Origin of the sequence: Donghicola sp., assembly GCF_025210255.1 — a bacterium.
In the GTDB taxonomy this organism is placed as follows: Bacteria; Pseudomonadota; Alphaproteobacteria; order Rhodobacterales; family Rhodobacteraceae; genus Donghicola; species Donghicola eburneus.
In genome coordinates, this window is the sequence record NZ_JAOARZ010000004.1 from 1 (window position 1) to 16,811 (window position 16,811).

Annotated in this window: 17 protein-coding genes; 9 read left to right on the top strand and 8 right to left on the bottom strand. The window is 58.1% G+C overall.

Translation table 11 applies throughout. The features are described from left to right. Window positions 1-241 precede the first annotated feature (241 nt). Window positions 242-1,264, top strand: a complete 1,023-nt coding sequence (locus N4A58_RS00075) for a ThiF family adenylyltransferase (protein WP_293706863.1) — start codon at window positions 242-244, stop codon at window positions 1,262-1,264. Between the two features lie 4 nt (window positions 1,265-1,268). Beyond that, window positions 1,269-1,676: a DUF6527 family protein gene (locus N4A58_RS00080; RefSeq protein WP_219929054.1), complete on the top strand. Its 408-nt coding sequence runs from the start codon at window positions 1,269-1,271 to the stop codon at window positions 1,674-1,676. A 60-nt stretch (window positions 1,677-1,736) separates the two neighbouring features. Here N4A58_RS00080 and N4A58_RS00085 read toward each other — a convergent pair whose 3' ends face one another. Next, window positions 1,737-2,360: an SMC-Scp complex subunit ScpB gene (locus N4A58_RS00085; RefSeq protein ID WP_009574263.1), complete on the bottom strand. Its 624-nt coding sequence runs from the start codon at window positions 2,358-2,360 to the stop codon at window positions 1,737-1,739. Window positions 2,361-2,362: 2 nt separating this feature from the next. Then, complete coding sequence (locus N4A58_RS00090; protein WP_009574264.1) at window positions 2,363-3,247, bottom strand: DUF1403 family protein; 885 nt, start codon at window positions 3,245-3,247, stop codon at window positions 2,363-2,365. A gap of 517 nt (window positions 3,248-3,764) precedes the next feature. Between N4A58_RS00090 and N4A58_RS00095 the strand changes: the two genes are divergently transcribed. The 3 genes from N4A58_RS00095 to N4A58_RS00105 are packed head-to-tail and all read left to right on the top strand — an operon-like array spanning window position 3,765 to window position 5,448. Beyond that, a complete protein-coding gene (locus N4A58_RS00095; RefSeq protein ID WP_293706865.1) occupies window positions 3,765-4,022 on the top strand; it encodes a CopG family ribbon-helix-helix protein in 258 nt (85 codons plus the stop codon). An 8-nt stretch (window positions 4,023-4,030) separates the two neighbouring features. Continuing rightward, window positions 4,031-4,375: a type II toxin-antitoxin system RelE/ParE family toxin gene (locus N4A58_RS00100; RefSeq protein ID WP_293706867.1), complete on the top strand. Its 345-nt coding sequence runs from the start codon at window positions 4,031-4,033 to the stop codon at window positions 4,373-4,375. Between the two features lie 29 nt (window positions 4,376-4,404). Then, a complete protein-coding gene (locus N4A58_RS00105) occupies window positions 4,405-5,448 on the top strand; it encodes a tyrosine-type recombinase/integrase (protein WP_293706910.1) in 1,044 nt (347 codons plus the stop codon). A gap of 12 nt (window positions 5,449-5,460) precedes the next feature. Here N4A58_RS00105 and repC read toward each other — a convergent pair whose 3' ends face one another. From repC to N4A58_RS00125, 4 genes are all read right to left on the bottom strand, one after another. Further along, on the bottom strand, window positions 5,461-6,744 hold the full coding sequence (repC, locus tag N4A58_RS00110) for a plasmid replication protein RepC (protein ID WP_293706868.1): 1,284 nt from the start codon (window positions 6,742-6,744) through the stop codon (window positions 5,461-5,463). A 234-nt stretch (window positions 6,745-6,978) separates the two neighbouring features. Next, complete coding sequence (locus N4A58_RS00115) at window positions 6,979-8,022, bottom strand: ParB N-terminal domain-containing protein (RefSeq protein WP_293706869.1); 1,044 nt, start codon at window positions 8,020-8,022, stop codon at window positions 6,979-6,981. Further along, window positions 8,019-9,374 (bottom strand): ParA family protein, encoded by a 1,356-nt coding sequence (locus tag N4A58_RS00120; protein ID WP_367176498.1) that lies wholly within the window; start codon window positions 9,372-9,374, stop codon window positions 8,019-8,021. Before N4A58_RS00120 ends, N4A58_RS00115 begins: the two co-directional genes overlap by 4 nt. A gap of 226 nt (window positions 9,375-9,600) precedes the next feature. Next, on the bottom strand, window positions 9,601-9,939 hold the full coding sequence (locus N4A58_RS00125) for a DUF736 family protein (protein ID WP_293706871.1): 339 nt from the start codon (window positions 9,937-9,939) through the stop codon (window positions 9,601-9,603). 400 nt (window positions 9,940-10,339) lie between these two features. On the opposite strand from N4A58_RS00125, the gene N4A58_RS00130 reads away from it, so the two are divergent. After that, a complete protein-coding gene (locus N4A58_RS00130; protein WP_293706873.1) occupies window positions 10,340-10,567 on the top strand; it encodes a DUF6429 family protein in 228 nt (75 codons plus the stop codon). Between the two features lie 255 nt (window positions 10,568-10,822). Here N4A58_RS00130 and N4A58_RS00135 read toward each other — a convergent pair whose 3' ends face one another. Further along, window positions 10,823-12,688, bottom strand: coding sequence for a ParB/RepB/Spo0J family partition protein (locus tag N4A58_RS00135; RefSeq protein WP_293706875.1), 1,866 nt, complete (start codon window positions 12,686-12,688; stop codon window positions 10,823-10,825). 121 nt (window positions 12,689-12,809) lie between these two features. After that, complete coding sequence (locus N4A58_RS00140; protein WP_293706877.1) at window positions 12,810-13,178, bottom strand: hypothetical protein; 369 nt, start codon at window positions 13,176-13,178, stop codon at window positions 12,810-12,812. A gap of 670 nt (window positions 13,179-13,848) precedes the next feature. Between N4A58_RS00140 and N4A58_RS00145 the strand changes: the two genes are divergently transcribed. From N4A58_RS00145 to N4A58_RS00155, 3 genes are all read left to right on the top strand, one after another. After that, a complete protein-coding gene (locus N4A58_RS00145) occupies window positions 13,849-14,313 on the top strand; it encodes a helix-turn-helix domain-containing protein (protein ID WP_293706878.1) in 465 nt (154 codons plus the stop codon). Then, the gene (locus N4A58_RS00150) at window positions 14,310-14,879 is read left to right on the top strand and encodes a putative toxin-antitoxin system toxin component, PIN family (protein ID WP_293706880.1); all 570 of its coding nucleotides are present in this window, start codon (window positions 14,310-14,312) and stop codon (window positions 14,877-14,879) included. Before N4A58_RS00145 ends, N4A58_RS00150 begins: the two co-directional genes overlap by 4 nt. A 147-nt stretch (window positions 14,880-15,026) precedes the next feature. Beyond that, window positions 15,027-16,802, top strand: a complete 1,776-nt coding sequence (locus N4A58_RS00155) for an AAA family ATPase (protein WP_293706881.1) — start codon at window positions 15,027-15,029, stop codon at window positions 16,800-16,802. The last annotated feature ends 9 nt before the right edge of the window (window positions 16,803-16,811 follow it).

The window sequence follows — 16,811 nt, forward strand, 5'->3', positions numbered from 1 at the left end:
GCAACTGAGTCTTCGCCATCATTTTCCATCGATATCTGCCGCACAAGCCTGTGAACCCTGTCTCAGGTTTAAGGGCAAAAATATCGGAATTAAAGGCAAAATCTCATATTTAAGGGCAAAACACAGTCGTTGAATTCATTGCATTTCTCATCTCACAATTAAGGGCTACGCGACAACACAGGACGAAAAAAACGAACGGGAACTGTATCGACTGGCGCGGAACCGGAATGGTGCCGGCGTCATGTTAGCAAGCCTGCTGCTGATTGATGGTGATATCTGTGATTACGCAGCACGTCTGTGGATCGACGACACCCAGCCGATCGACAGCGATGCTGTCATAGCCGTTGGTGCACGGCTTCGTGTTCTGAATGGGCTGAGCGGGTTTTCCGGAGAAGCCTTCGAGCGGCAAGCGCTTGCCTTCGGACCTTCACTGAATCTTCTGCTGGCCCGGCTGAAAATCGGTGTCGTGGGCTGTGGCGGCACGGGTAGTGCGGTTGCGATGCTGTTGGCCCGGCTCGGCGTCGGCCAGATTGCCCTTTTCGACGAAGACATTGTTGAAGTGAGCAATCTGAACCGCTTGCATGGAGCTCGACGGGACGATGCCGATGGCATGCGGCTTAAGGTCGAAGTCGTCGCGCGAGAACTGGCGGGTCTTGGTCTTGGTGTCCGCCCGGTTGTGATCCCGCACTGGGCGGATGCAGATGAGGCACGCGATGCCTTGCTCTCCTGCGACATCATCTTTGGGTGCACTGATGATCACGCAGGCCGACTGTTTCTAAGTAGGTTCGCATATTTTTACCTGCGCCCGGTCATTGATCTGGGACTCGCACTCACACCGCGTGGTGAAGACGGTCAAGTTGGGAACATGATTGGCCGGGCGACGGTCTTGCGCCCTGGCACACCTTGCCTGCTGTGCCGCGGTATCGCACACCCACATCGGGCGGCGGCGGAAGAACTGCGTCGTGCCGCGCCGGCGGAGTATGAGCGTCAGAAACGTGAAGCTTATGTGCGCGGCGGCGGCAATCCAGCACCAGCGGTCGTCACGTTCACGACGGAAACAGCGACTATGGCCGTCAACGAGCTGCTGCAGGGTTTGACCGGTTATCGAGGCGATGGCGGCTGGGCGGCGCAGCGCATTCGGCGTTTTGATCTCGGGATTGATCGATTGCAGGGGGCAAAGCAAAATCCCGGGTGCATCCTGTGTGTCGATCAGGGTTACTGGGGCCGGGGTGATGTCGACCCTTTCATGGATAGGGTGGGTTGAGAAGATGTTTGGTAACATTGCACGACGCTTTCTGACCTGGTGCCGGTTTATCCCCCGCGTCGACCTAGTCGGCCGGGTGCAGGCCACGCATCCCGAGACCACTGCCCTAACGGCAGATGCATTGGTTGTCGTCCGAGACGGCAGCATCGAAAAATGGGCTTGCTTCCAGTGCCCGGGCGGCTGCGGCCAGAAGATCCAGCTGTCGCTGAGTAGAAGTCGGCGCCCGCGTTGGTCGGTGCGGCTTGACTGGCTCGGTCGGCCGACTGTGGAGCCATCGATCCGGCAAACTAACCAGTGCCATTGCCACTTTTGGGTTCGTCAAGGGCAGGTACAATGGTGCGCGGACAGTCCGAAAATTAAGTCGCACCCAAATCGAAGCCGAGAGATGGAAGCGGCCATAAAAGCAAGATAGAATTGCTGGTGGTCAGAGCAAAAGCCGCTGGATGGCTCATCTCGCACACGTTGTTCAACTTTAGGCTTGCTGGGAACACACTACCTGATCTGGAACACCCATTACACCGGCATCCACCAGCTGCTCCCGATCGGGAAGATCGCGCAGGCTCTCCAACCCGAACGCGACAAGGAACTGCTCGGTCGTCACAAATGTATAAGGCGCCCCACGCCGAGGCGACCTTGGCCCGGTCCCGATCAGGCCACGGGCATGCAGCCGCCCGATCAGGTCGCGGCTGATCTCCTTGCCGAAGATGTCTTTGAGCCCGTCGCGCGTAATCGGCTGATGGTAGGCGATGGCCGCCAGCACCGCGACGTCGAATTCACTCAAGTCCAGCAGTTGGTCGCCGACATCTGCCGCCGCGCGGATCGCGGGGGCGTAGGTGGCGCGCGTGCGGAACATCCAGCCGCCAGCGACCTGGGCGATCTCGAAGGCCCGCCCCTCCAGATCGGCGGCGAGGTCCTCAACCAGCAGGTCGACCGACGCCCCCTGCCCCACCACGCGCGCCAGATCGTCGCGCGGTACCGGCGAAGCTGAGGCAAAGAGCACCGCCTCGATCCGGCGCATCCATTCCCGCCAGCGCAGCTCAGGCGGCAAGTCGGGCAACTCGCGATCAAGTTGGGCTGCGGGGCGATCCTTGGCCATCCCTACACCCCATAAAGCCGGAAGGTGTCGCGACCGGTCAGTTCACGGATCGCGCCAAGATCGACCAGCCGGTCGCAGAGCCGCCGCGCGGCGCGATCCGGCAAGGGCAAAGATGAAGGCGCCACGGCATCGTGGGTCAGGAACATCTCAACCGCTTTTCCCGCCCCCTTGGCGCGCAGCTTTGGCGCGACTGTGTTCAAGTGTGCCGCGCGCCGGGACAGGTCGACCGCCACACTTACGACTTCCATAGCCGAAGCCGTCACCGCGCGATAACAGGCCATGCGCAAATCGTCCCTGCGCTTGCGTAAATCGGCGCGTTTCAAACCGATCACCATGAGAGGCAGCAGCGTCTCCCAGCCAAGCGCCTGTGCCAAAGCGGCATCGGCGAGGATCAGTGCTGACGTCTCCGCGCGCGACCTGTCCGTCAAAACAGTTTCCAACACCCTGGCGGCTCGGGCCACCGGCGCGCCCTGCCCTGCATCCAGCCAGTCCGCGATTTGTCCTGTACCCAACCCGCCTATGGCCCGAGACAGTACCCTGATCGACACCGGCCGCTCCACCGCACGCCGCCACGACAGGTATGTTTCCCCTGCTGGCCCCGGAAGGTCTCCGGGGCGCAAAAGGTGTACAGCGTCGCGCAACTCCGCTGCCCGCTCCGGGCGGCCAGAGAACGCGACACAAACCTCCGCTGCGCGCAGTGCCAAGCGGTCCCGCAACAAGGCGTGGGGCACCTCCGTGTGTCCCAACACAAGATGCAGGTGGTTCAGCGTCGCGCCCAACAAAAACGCAACATCTTCAAGGGTTTCAGCACGCGTGGAGGTGACCCAGGCAGGCATCCGGGGTAACGTGTCGAGGTCGCTGATGTGATCTAGCCGGGCAAAAGTCATGCCCGAAGCCTACATCACGACGGCGCTTTTTGCCAGAAAATAGCACATAAACCGCCTCTCTTTGCCGATGCTATTTATGTCCAATAAGTTTGCCTTATCGGACATAATTGGGATAGGCTCCAAAACATGGATGTCAGCTCATGTTTCACCAGTGGACTCGCCCGAAATCGGCTCTCTGGCCGAGTTCGTTCGTATTTCATTGCTGGACAAGGCTTTAGGTCCATCGTTGGACTCCCGACGCCGAGCCAAATCGGTTCAATGTGGTCCAAGTTCACGACGGTATTTGTGAGACTGGACAGGCCGGAATTCGTGAGACTGGCGTCGTTTGGAGGCTCTTTAGCAACCTGGCGCTCTCTCGTCGCGCTGAGTGCGCTAATACCGGGCAGAGATGCGTCGTTTCAACGAGAGAGGCCACGATTGAGGAATCAGAACCCCCGCTCCTTGAGTGATCTTCTTGACAGCGCAAGCGGTCCACCTACATTGTAAGACAACTGAACTCGAGGTCCAAAACAGCTTCATGGCCACAACATCTTTCACCACCCGCATCGACACCGATCTCAAAGCACAGCTCGATCGTATCGCGCGCTTCGAAGATCGCTCATCTTCCTATATGGCCAATCAGGCGATCAGGGCCTTTGTCGAAGAACGCCTGGCGACGCGTGATCTCGTTGAGACCGGGCTTGCCCTTGTCGAACGGAATGCACCCTCTCTGGCTCCGGATGCGGTCCACGATTGGCTGAAGGCTGATGACGACGCCCCCTTCCCCGACGCGTGAGTCCACGCATGGACCTTCGATATCTCGAAACCTCTGAGCCGGGCTTGCGCTGGTTCAGAGCCTATTACCGCCAAAACCCGCAGCTCAACCTGGCCAAAGCCATTGATGCCTTGATCCAGGCAGAGCACATGCTCAAGGAATTTCCTTTTTCGGGGCCGTCCTTCGAGGATTTTGACTTGGTGCGCGAATTCAAGATCAAGGGGACCGCGTTTTCGCTGCTCTACACAGTCGCTCGAGACACCGTCTGGGTCATTGATTTGCGGGATCAACGTGGACAACGCAGTGCAGAAGCTATCCGATTGCACGCCCAGGAACTCCAGGCCCAATACGGAATTGGGGAGGGTAGCACGTGACACGACGCCTACCAGCCCAGGGTCCCGCCATACCGCACGAGACACCGGCAGAGGTTTCGGACAGTGCCATCGCCCTGCCATCTCATGTGGCCGGATCCGGCACTCTCGATCGCCTTGTCGACACTGCCCGCGACTATGCCAAGGCCTCAACGGCCGAGAACACCAATAAGGCCTACGCGGCCGACTGGAAGCACTTCGCGCGGTGGTGCCGCCTGAAAGGCACCGATCCCCTACCCCCGTCACCGGAGATGATCGGTCTTTACCTGACCGACCTGGCCGCGCCATCAGGCTCCTCCCCTGCTCTTTCGGTCTCGACCATTGACCGTCGCCTCTCCGGTCTCGTCTGGAACTACGCGCAGCGCGGATTCGCGCTCGACCGCAAGGACCGGCACATCGCCACCGTGCTGGCCGGGATCAAGCGCAAGCATAGCCGCCCGCCGGTGCAGAAGGAAGCAATCTTGCCGGAAGACATCCTCGCCATGGTGGCCACCTTGGGTTTCGATCTGCGCGGGCTACGTGACAGGGCCATCCTGCTTCTGGGATATGCTGGCGGGTTACGTCGGTCCGAAATCGTTAGCCTGGATGTCGGGAAAGACGACACAATCGACTCTGGCGGTTGGACCGAGATCCTCGACGACGGCGCCGTGCTGACGCTGAACGCCAAGACCGGATGGCGTGAGGTGGAGATCGGTCGCGGATCCTCGGACCAGACCTGCCCAGTCCATGCGCTCGAACAATGGCTGCATTTAGCGAAGATCGACTTCGGGCCAGTGTTCGTGCGCACCTCCCGCGATGGCAAGAAAGCCCTGGAAGCTCGTCTGTCGGACAAACACGTCGCGCGCCTCATCAAAGCCACCGTCCTGAAATCCGGCATCCGCGCCGAGCTGCCCGAGAATGACCGCCTCGCTCTCTTCTCGGGCCATTCCTTGCGCGCCGGGCTCGCCAGCTCGGCAGAAGTTGACGAACGCTACGTCCAGAAGCAGCTCGGGCACGTCTCGGCCGAGATGACCCGCCGCTATCAGCGCCGCCGGGATCGGTTTCGGGTGAACCTGACGAAAGCCGCGGGTCTCTGATCCGCACTTCCATCACGCTGCCTGTCCGCTGAGCCTGCCGTAGAAACTGCGCTCGAGATGCAACTCCCCTGCCCCGGCTTTCTGGACAATGCCCCGCAGGTACCCGCCCGGAGAGGCCACTTCGCCGGCGCAATGCTTGTCGAAAGTCAAAACCAACGCTGCGGTTGCGATTTGAGGCCCAAGCCGGTCCTGAGCGAGGTTCCAGGCATGTTCGGAAACGCCGATCATCGGCCTCAACTGCCCTGCAACCCGGTGCAGATCGCCCCAATCCTTCATATATCCGCCTATATTGCGCGCCCAGGAGGCAAATTCCGGACAAGCCTGCATGACTGTCGGCAAATCGAGTGCTACACCGCGTTTCTTGCGCGTTTCCGCAACCCAATCCTCCAACTCCCTATCCAGCTGCTCTTCGGGTGGCGCATTGGGCACCACGCCCGCCGCTTGCTCAGTTTCTGAGCGATTACAGGTTACAGGATTAAGTTGGGTTGTAATTAGTATATGAGGTTCAGAATTGACCTCCCTGGGGTTCATTTCTTGAGTCTTTTCACTGACTTGTTCATTGGTTTCCGGCGTGTTTTCCACAACTTCATCTGCACGAACTGCCTTGAGATATGCCGCTTCGACGCGCTCCTGAAGCTCCCTGAACCATGCCAGGAGTCGCTCAAGCGTCTCAGAGGCCGTGTTCCGGCGCGGAAGACGGTCCAGGAGGTCCTCGAACAGCCCTGAAAGATGATCCCAGGGGCCTCTCAGCGCCGCGTGAGACGCCGCTTCGATCCGGGCGCGGATCATCCGACGCGCGACCGTAATCTGACGCTTCAGGCGCTGACAGAGCTCACGCTCGGCCTGCAGCTCGGCCTGCAGGTGCTCGAATTCCTCGACACGGGCCGACAGCGGCGACAGATCGAAGCCATAGGCCTCAATGATGCGCCCGTCAGCGTCTCTGTGACCCCAACGTTTACCATTGGGGCTGTCCTTGAAGGAAATCACGCCGATCTCGGCCAGGCGCCGGGCATGGCGCTTAAGCGCCGAGAGCGAAAAGCCGGTCTGCTCCATCAGGTAGGCGTTTGACGCCCAGACGATCGGGCGCTGCCCCTCTTCCCAGTCCTGGGCCTGTGTGAAGGCCCCAAGCGTGTCGAGAAGCAGCATGTCGCCGGCCTTGAGGCCGATGTGGGCTCCTACGCGCTTCACCGCCACAAAGGCCTGTGTTTTGGGAATAGCTATCACTTCACCGGCTTGGGCAAATTGCTCTGCAATGCCAAGGCCCGGTGTCGGCTTGCGCCAACCAGAATGTTTCATGAGATGTTTTGCCTCCTCTGCTCGATGGAAGGCAAAAGAAACCCGTTCGCTCAGGAGCGTTCGTCGTTGACAGTGATTCGCCGGAGAACTATCTTGATAGCGACCAAACAATCTTGATTAGCTCTCAGGCCCTCAGCTTGGGGGCTTTTCTTTTGCCGTTATCTCAAAGCATACGCGCTCCTGTTTCTTACCTCGTTTTTGATCGAAGATGACCGTCTCCGCGGCTCCTGCCTCTTACTTCGATCCATGTTTCTCCAAATACTCGGCGATGACATCGCCTAACCCATTGAGGACATCTTCATCCAATGCGAGCCCCGTGGCGGCAACAGAGAGCTTCCCGCCCTGCCCCGTAACACTCAGCTTCCGGGAACCGATCTTACGTTGCACTGTGAGCTTTTTGGGTTTCGTTGACTTCTTTTTCGCCGGCTTAGCGGCCTTGCCAGACAAGTCATTGAGGACCTTTTCGAGATCCCGATGGCTGAGATCGTAGACGTTTTTGCACGCGTGCAAAATCTCGTCCCTGGCCACAAAAACTGCACGGCCGCGCGAAACGGCACTGTTATGAACTCCGACACGTTTAGCAAATTCGGTCGCAGTCAATTTCTCATCTGGTGTTGCTTCCTGAAGCCGCTCAAACATTTCGCCGATGGATACAAGTCGCTCAAACGCACTAAGGTTTTCCCGTTCCTCATTTTCCCGAAACCGCATGAACAGCATTTCAAACTGCTCTTCGCGAGAACCGCGAGATGCCTGCGGAACGAGTAAGGCCCGAACTGGTAGGCCCAACGCTTGAAGGATCGCATGGCGTCTACGCCCTACGATCAAATGAAAGGTTACTCCGTCGACATTCTCGGGTTCGCGCTCATCTGGGCGCCAGTCCGGGTCCGCGGGCCAAACATGAATAGGCGTGTCTTGCCCATTATTCGTGATGCTTTCTTTGAGCCTTTCGAACGCATCCTGGTCACGCCAATCTTCACGCCGATCGGATCCAATCACATCGATGATCTGAGACGGATCGATCCGAAGCTCGTGACGACCAGACAGGATTCGTTCGACAACCTGTGTCCGTTCGACTTGAAGGATTTGGCTCGCATCCGATAAAGCTCCGGCTTTCCAGGCACTGCCGGAACCGCCCAACCGAGGTTTGACCCCACCAACAAGCTTGGAGTCACCCCCAGAAACCCGCTCGGTCGTTTCGGCCTCAGAAACAACAGCCGCATCGTCATCAGGACGCACGGCTCTCTTCTTGAGGACCGAACTGCTTAGAGTTCTTTTCATCCGGCTTCCTCCTCAAAGTCGTAGAATTTCTGCATCCATTCATCCGCGTATCCGCGCTCGAGCCCAGGCCAAAGCCGCGAAACGATCGCATCGTTCACAGCGTCAGCGTTTTCAATGAAGCGATTGATGCCCTTGCGCTTGCCAGGCGTATCGGGGTCATACTCATAGACCGACTGATAGACGTCAGAGGCGTTCGAAATGGCATCTGAGCGGAGGTAAAATACCGGAAGGACTTCATCGGGGCAGTTTTCAAGGAGGTTACCCACTTGAGTGAGGTCCTGCTCATTTGTCCGCTGAACAATGGTAGGCAATAGCATGTGCGCCGCTCCACCCATATCGATACGATCCGTCGCGAAGATATGGCGCAGCATCGTGAGGAGACCTGTCACAAATGTGGACAAAGTCGCAATGTCGAAACCCTTCATTGTCTGGGGAATAATCAACGACGTTGAAGCCATGACGTTGTTCAATTGGAACAGTGTCAACGCAGGCTGATAGTCGATGATGATACAGTCCAACGTTTCGTTCAGGGCCTGATCTAGCTTTCCTTGATCAACCATGCCGTTGCTCACCAGCTCGTTTGGTCGTGTGACAGGCGGATGCCCTTCCTTCCACCGATCGATAGAGTCCCTCAGAAACCGATAAAAGCGTTTCTCGGGCGTGCCAGCCCGCAACAGTCGGGCGATTTGGATTTCACCTTCGGACGTCTCTCCATGGGCCGGAACCAACCTCACGCCCGGCCAAGACGTTTTCTTGAAAAAGCCGTCTAGAGTTTCGGCATCGTAGTCAGTGTAAGGAACGGCCTCGTCAGTTTGAAACAAACCCGCAAAGTCGACCATCGTTGGTGTCTCATCATCGGGCAGCGCGGGCATTTCTTCACCCCCGACAAAATAGAGAGTAATGGTGCTCTGCGGGTCCGCATCCATAACGCCTACGCGCATTCCGTAGTTCAGGCTCAAATACTGCGCAAAATGAGCCGCACTCAGGGATTTTGCAGTGCCGCCTTTCTGGCTTGCGAATGAGATTACAGGCAAAGGATCGTCAGGCTTTCGCCATGCGAGGAAGTGCTCAGGTCTCTTGGCGGACGCAGCCATCAATGCCCGGATATGCATCAGCTCGGCAAGTGTGAAGACTCGTTCCCGTCCAACATGCTTTCCCGCAGGAAAATCCTCATTGTCTTTGGCAAACTTCGTCAGATGCTGATGACTGATGTTCAAGAAACGAGCACACTGGCGCATGGACCAGGAACGCTTAATTCGCTCCCTCATCGTTAGCTCTTTGTTGACCGAGACCATCGTCCGACCAAGGCCTCGCTCGAGCTCCTGGAGAAATTGTTCTATGCTTCCGCCCATAACACCGCTCTCTTTCGATTCTCTCTTGGAATCGCTTCCAGAGATAAATAGCACGGTTTTTGACGAAATGTACATATATTGTACGCCTACGGGAATTTTGGCGCACAATATGGGCTGCACTGGAGAGAAAACCGAACAGCAATTGGCCGTCAACTTGGGTTTTGCACGCGTGCAAAATAGCCCGCATGGGAAAAGAGCTGGCCGGTTTCCCGGCCAGCTAAAAGCTTCAAGCAGCTTCCTTCGGACCCCAAGGGATCACGGCCTGAACCGTGTCATCATCCTGGTTTGCGGCCTTGCCGAGATTGGCGTTGAAGCCGAAGTCCCGGATGCTCAGAGTGAAGTAGTCAGCGCCGGTGTCACGGTTCTGCTTCTTCCAGATGCCGCCGCATTCGACCAGGCGGCCGCGTGGCGAGCGGCCGAGAACACGGTGCGTGGGGGCCATGGGATTTTCACTTTCGACCGGCTCCACCGTGATATCGATGTCGAAGGTCAGGGTGGAGATCGAACCGACGCCTTTGGCAGTCTCGATGTCAGCGGTTTCGAATTTGATGCAGTTGGTGGTCATTGCTTTGCTCCTTTTCTGGTGTTGCAATGATGGTCACCCGGCAAGGGCAAAGGGCCGGAACACACCAATGGCGGAGCGCAGCGAAGAAGGGCAGGGGGACTGAATTTTGTTTCGCGAGGAATGACCCGAAGGGGCAGGGGACAATTCTGGCAACCGCCCTTTGTGTTCAGGACAGACCTTGCGACCAGCATGTTATGCAACACAGGACAATGGAGCATCGTAGACACCACGCACAATGCAAGAAACGGCTGCGATAACTGGGCAGCTAAAGGTGCCGAGCGTCGCCACCCGAGAAGCGCGACAATCGACGGACCAAGACCAGGCGTCGATTGTGTAGAATTGCGTCAGCGCCGGTTTCGCCATCAAATGCGATAACGAAGGTGGACAACGGATTCAGGCCATGGACATTGACACCGACAAACTGGATGCCGCCGCATTGGCCATTCTCAGCCTGACGCTTCTTGACGGGTCGCGGGTTTGGAAGGGGATAGACTGGGACGTCACGGATCGGCTCTATCAGAAAGGCCTGATCGAAAACCCGACGAGCAAAGCAAAGTCCCTCGTTCTCACAGCACAGGGTTTGGAACTGGCCAGGCGCGCTCTGGAAGAACAATTCGGCGAAGGCTGAAAAGAGCATCGCCTGAATCTCTCAAACTTTCGGGCAACAGAGCAGAACGATCAAATCCCAAGACGCGTAGCGTCTGAACCCCGCACCGCCCAGGCGGTGCTCCCGCGCGGACAGCGCCGGTCCTGCGGCGGGGCAGGGGGCTTGTCCTTCTGCCCCGCCGCAGGACAATATTCCAGGCCCTGCCTATGGATAAACGCTGAACAAAAAGAAGCCCCGCCGAGGCGGGGCCAGTTGGGTCTCCCCACGAAGGAGCCGTCAGGTGCAGTCGGGCACCCATTTCTCGAGTTTGGCTTTTTGATCCGTTGTCAGCCCCATGAGCTTCTGGGTGGTGGGATCACTGACCAGTTTTTCCATCTTCTCGGCCTTTTCCGCTTTCTTGAGCTTGGCGAAAGCAACGACCCGCTCGTCGCGGGCGTCGCAGTCGATGAATTCGCAGAGCAAATCGACCAGATGACCCGCTGACACTCGCGAGAAGAAATTCTCTGCCGTGGGCGTCCAGTGCTTGCGGATATCGGCCCCGGCCTCGTCCGCGATCAGGTCGAAGAACTCCGCGCCGCCAGCCTGGTAGGGCAGGGTGCGTGCGATCGCCTCGGTAATCTGGGCGTTGCGGGCTTTCTTGCCGTCCTCGCGGAATGCCGTGAAAGCCTCGGAAAGGTCTTCAACACGGGTGCCGTTCTGCCAATATTCGCTGGCGTCGATCCCATGCTCGAGGCGCGGCTCGTGGTCAAACCCGTCCTGAACGCTTGGCGCGTTTGTCGGGCGGCCCAACCGAATACCGAACACGCTCTCAAAGCTGCCCGACGCCTCCGACAGTCCAAAGCCCAGCAGGTCCAGAACCAGTTCCGGCTTGGCCAGAAGCGCTGCCTGAACCGAGGCCAGCCGGATCGCCTGCATATCCGCCACCAACTTCTGCGAGTAGGGGGATTTCGGGGTGTCTGATTTGGTGGTCTGCGGTGCTTGCAGGACTCCTGCCTCGATGGCGGCTTTCTTGTCCTCGGGACGGACCAGACCGGCAGTGATCTCGGGTTTGCCCGACCCATTCACAAGGATGATGCACCCCGCATGGGCCTTCTGGTCCTCAGAATAGTCACCATCGAGAATGGCCTGTAATTCGGAGAGCCGCGCTTCACCGTCCTCGTCCAGAACCCCTCCATTGGCGAGGTCAGCCAACTCGTCGTATTCTTGCGTCTCTTCCTCGCTCAGATCGCCTTCGATGGGATAGAGACGGGCCAGCTTCATCTGATCGAGCTCATAGTAGTTGAGCCAAGCCTCGCTGCGGGTCTCGGCCCATGCCCAGGCTTGGGTCTCGACCAAATCGGCCCGTGCCGCTTCCAGCTTCTCAGCTAAGAGCCGATCCAGAAGGGCAGGGGAGGCGAGGAAGACCTCGTCGGAGAAGAGATCGCGCGTGACCGTCCCGCCCTCGGCCTCGTAGGTCTCAAGACCGACGAACTTGGCGCGGCGGTCTGTGGCCTTGATCGCATCGGGATGCAGCGCGTTCTTGATTGCGCTCTCAGAGACGGCTTGACCTTTGACCTGATCCAAAAGGTTCAGGGTGAGCGCTTCATCATCGGAGAGGGTAAAGGCCTTGGCGGTGCCGAGGCTGATTTCACCCGCCGCAAGCGCCTCGAGCACTGGCTCGGGCAGGCCTGCCAGTGCCAGCCGCTGATAGACGCGGGCCTCGGTGACGGCGAAGGCGAGGGCGATTTCCGGCACGGAGGCCCCGCGTGACTTCATGCGGCCAAAGGCGCAAATTTCGTCGGCGGGGGTCATGTCTTCGCGGGCCGCGTTCTCGGCGCTGGCCCAATCCTCGGCCTCAGTCGCATCAGCGGCCAGCTTGACCGGCAACGTCGTGAACGGATGGGCCTTGGACCGCTCTGCAATCATCTGGACCGCGCGAAGGCGGCACCCACCCGCGACGATCCCGACTTTGCCGTCCTCGTCCATGAGACCGGCGAGATTGTGGATGAGGCCGAAACGCTCAATGCTGTCTGCGAGGCTTTCAATATGAGCATCAGAGACCGCCTTGCGCGGGTTCAGATCGGAGATGTAGAGCATCTCCAAGGGGATTTGCAGGATCACGGCGCTGGCGGTGTCGGTCTGGATGGGTTGTTGCTTGGTCATAGGATTGTCCTTTCTAATGGATGTCAGGCCCGCCCAGAGCGCAGCACAGGCGCTCGGCGGCTGGTTTTGTTAATGGGGTAGGGGAGGGGGCCGGGGCGTCGGAGACCCCAGCCCGATGGCGTCACCACCAGCAGGAATAGATCACGGTCGATCCCTGTTCGATCTCGGCCCGCGCCCAAGCGCAGAACTCAAGATCGTAGTCGCGGGACTCGGCTGCCACCTCGTCTTGGAACTGGTGCCCGTAGAAGAACCCGCCCTCGCACTGGGGCAGGGCGCTTCCTTTCACGGCTTGCTCCAGCGAGTCGATGTCGGCGGTTTCCAGATTCAACTCGCCACAGTTCAGATCGGACGCCGAAAGCCCGGTCCGCTCGGTGTAGAGCGCCTCCATAAAGGTTTGCAGCTTGGAATGCTTGCGCCAGACGAATTTCGGGCTTTCGCCCTCGTCGCCGCTCTCGGGGGTTTTGACATATGCGTATTGATCAAGGCCCATGGCCTGCTCCTTTCGTGGTTAGAGCGGCGCGGTATCTTCTTCTTGAGACCTCTCGGTCTTGTCGTGGATTCGGGGTAACGCTCCACTGGAGCGTTCCCTGATCCTCACCACTCCGCCAGTGGCGGAGGCCTCGACTGATCTGTCAGTCCGAAAAGCCCCCGTGCTTTTCGGCTGGGCAGAGCAGGGGAGGGCGAAGCCCGTCCTGCGGCCGGACGGCGACCCGACACAGGGGGCCGGAGCGGTGAAATCGGGAGGGACCCACGCGCCCGCGTGGGAGGAACCAGATTTCTCCGCAGAGGCTGGTGCGGAACGCGACACCAGAGCCCCTGTTCGGGACACCGGCCGGATGGCAGGCGGAATCAAACAACGAAAACCTGCCAGCCGGGTTAGAGCGGAGCGGAGACCCGGCTGACCGCTGGCTCAAGCGATCGCGGTCTCGCCCGCGATCTCACCTGAGACATGCACGAAGGATCGGCACCGAATGGCGGAGACGCGAGTCACGCGGCTCCGGGCGCAGCCAAGAGCCTGGTCAGCGCCAATGCGCTGGCGTGCCAAACCAATCATTTCTAACAACCAGATTCACCGAACAATGCATGATCTACACTTAATTCATTTGTTGCATTTATTGCGTTTATGCCTATATTGAGGTTCGCAGCAAAGGAGATGGCACATGAACATGATGGCTCACCGGCAATTGCCTCCGAGCGCCCAGGAGGCCGCAATCGCACGCGCATCCGGGCAGCTCCTGTCGCGCTATGCACGGAGCAAAGCGCCTCTCAAGCTGCGTGTTACTGATGGAGAGCAGGCCGAACCAATTGAACTGCCGGCAGGCGCCGTCGCGCTTCTGATGGATATCCTGGAAGCCATGGCAGCGGGGCAGGGGGTCACGATCATTCCCGAGAATGCCGAGCTGACCACGGTTCAGGCAGCTGATGTGTTGAACGTCTCCCGTCCCTTCCTGATCAAGCTTCTGGATGAGCAGAAGATCCCGCATCGCAAGGTGGGCAAACACCGCCGTATCCGGATGGAAGATGTGATGGCCTACAAGGCCTCCATCAATGCCGAGCGGGAAAGCGTGCTCGATCAACTGGCAGCTGAAGCGCAAGAGCAGGATATGGGTTACGGCAAACCATGAGCCACTATACGGCGCTTCTCGACGCCAACGTTCTCTATCCAGCGCCGATGCGCGACGTGCTCATGCAGCTCGCTGTGACCGATATCTTCAAGGCCAAATGGTCGGAAGACATCCACCGTGAGTGGATCGACGCTCTGATGCGCAACGAGCCGCACAGAGACCGCGAAACACTCGAGCGCACGCGGGATCTGATGAACCACGCGACACGAGATTGCCTGGTAACAGGCTACGAAGCCCTGATCCCGTCGCTTGACCTCCCCGACCCCGACGATCGGCATGTCCTGGCAGCAGCCATCGTCGGCAGATGCGATGTGATCGTGACGCAGAACCTGAAGGATTTCCCCGAGGACGCCCTCGAGCCTTACGGCATCGAAACGCTGCATCCGGACGACTTCCTCAGCAACCACCTTGCGCTCGCGCCGGGCCTGTTCTGCTCAGCCCTTCGCAAGGTCCGCGCGCGCCTCAAGAACCCGCCTTACTCAGCCGAAGACTACCTCGCCATCCTCACCCAGCAGGGGTTGGTGGCGACGGCGGCCGAGTTGGAGCAATTCAGAGATTTGATTTGAAGGATTGCCGAAAGGCGGACATGAATTTCGGCAAGAGCCTGAAGAGAGTTTTGTCGGCATCCACGCCGCGCCTACAAAAGCCGCCACCCGTTGCAACTCTGCAACCGATAGGAGAAAGTTGTCTCGCTTTATTTGTGTGAGGGTGAGATGCACCGAATTTCTAAAATCAAGATCGAAAACTTCAAATCCATCAAAGAAATCGAATTACCCCTTGCAGCCTATACACCGATGGTCGGCTACAACAACGCGGGCAAAACGAATATCCTTCAAGCGATGTCTTGGGTAATCAAGAAATCCTCGTTGCAAGCGTCCGATTTCTTTGATCCAGAACTTCCCGTTGTTATCACCGCCGTAATATCAGGAATAGACGCCGCCGTTCTCGAAGCGTTGGAACAGAACCACCGGAACCGTGTTGAACCACTTGTAGTGGACGGCACAATTCAGTTGCGTCGAACCCAAGCGGTACCTGGCGTAAGCGCCACCCAAATTCGCTTGGAAATCAAGCAGGAGCAAGAAGGTGAAGAGCAGTGGGTCGTGAACCCAGCTGGTATCGACCAAGCAATAGCAGCGATGTTTCCCGAACCGATCTTCATTGGCGCAATGGAGAACGCGACGGAAGACGTCGGCAAGTTCGCCTCAGGAACCACAATTGGAAAGTTGATCAAGGAGATTATTGGTCCTGTTGCCGAACGGAATGCAGGTCCTGTCACGGATGCGCTCGCACAAGTCTCCAGCCGACTATCTGCCGAAGGGGCCGAGAAGGACGAAACACTGGTTGAACTCGACAACCAGATCCAGACTGAACTTGGTCGCTTCTTCCCGGGCGTCGTTGCTAAAACCCACATTCAAACACCTGAGTTTTCCGACTTCCTAAAAAGTGCAACAATCAAAATCTACGACCAGCAGTTCGATCACGAAACAGGTCGAGATGCGTCGTCCTTCGGACATGGGGCTCAGCGGTCGGTTCAAATTGCCCTAATCAAATGCTTGTCCGAAATCCGCAGGCAGGCGATTGCCAATGAGGCGCGGACAACCTTGCTGCTGATCGACGAACCTGAGCTCTACCTGCACCCCCAAGCCATTGAAGTTGTTCGGGCATCGCTAAGCCGCCTTTCAGAGGAGGGTTATCAAGTCGCATTTTCAACTCACTCGGCCAACATGATTGCTCGATCGGATGCACCGAACGCACTACTGATCCGCCGCACGCCTGAGGATGGAACGATTTGTTTTCCCAGGATGGCAGATGCCGTTCAAGGCGCAATTGCCGATGCCGAGCATCAGTCAACGACTCTTTTTGCATTATCAAATTCGACCAAGCTGCTCTTCTCAGAAAAGGTGGTACTGGCCGAAGGCAAGACCGAGCAAACGCTACTACCGGACCTGTTCCAGCATGAGGCCGACTGCTCGCTTGAGGAAGACAAATTGGGATTGGTTTCACTTGGTGGCTCGAGCGACGTGCCCAAGGCGTTGCCCGTACTTGCGGCAATGGGAATCCCTACAAAAGCTATCGTCGATCTTGATTTCGCATTTAGACCAGCCATCCAGCACGGCCTGATTGGCAACGACAACGCAGCTGTAGTCGGGTGCAAGGCGGTGCTGACGCGCCTTCAAGGTGAGGGGAAAATCGACCTGGCCGAAGACGGTTTTCCAAAAAAGTTCGGCGAAGTTAACGCAGCTAAAGCGTACGAGATCATGGCTGCTGAGACAGACGCTCGTGAGCACGTGTATGCCATCCACGAGCACTTCAAAGAACACGGCATCTGGGTTTGGACGGACGGCACAATAGAAACGCATTTGGGCTTGGAAGGCAAAACCGCGTCAGTACACAGCACCTTTTTATCTTCATTCCCAAACGAGGAATTTCGGGACGCGCTCCCGAACTACGAGAGTGTCCAAGGGATGTTGAATTGGCTGAGGCAATAATAGTTGTTG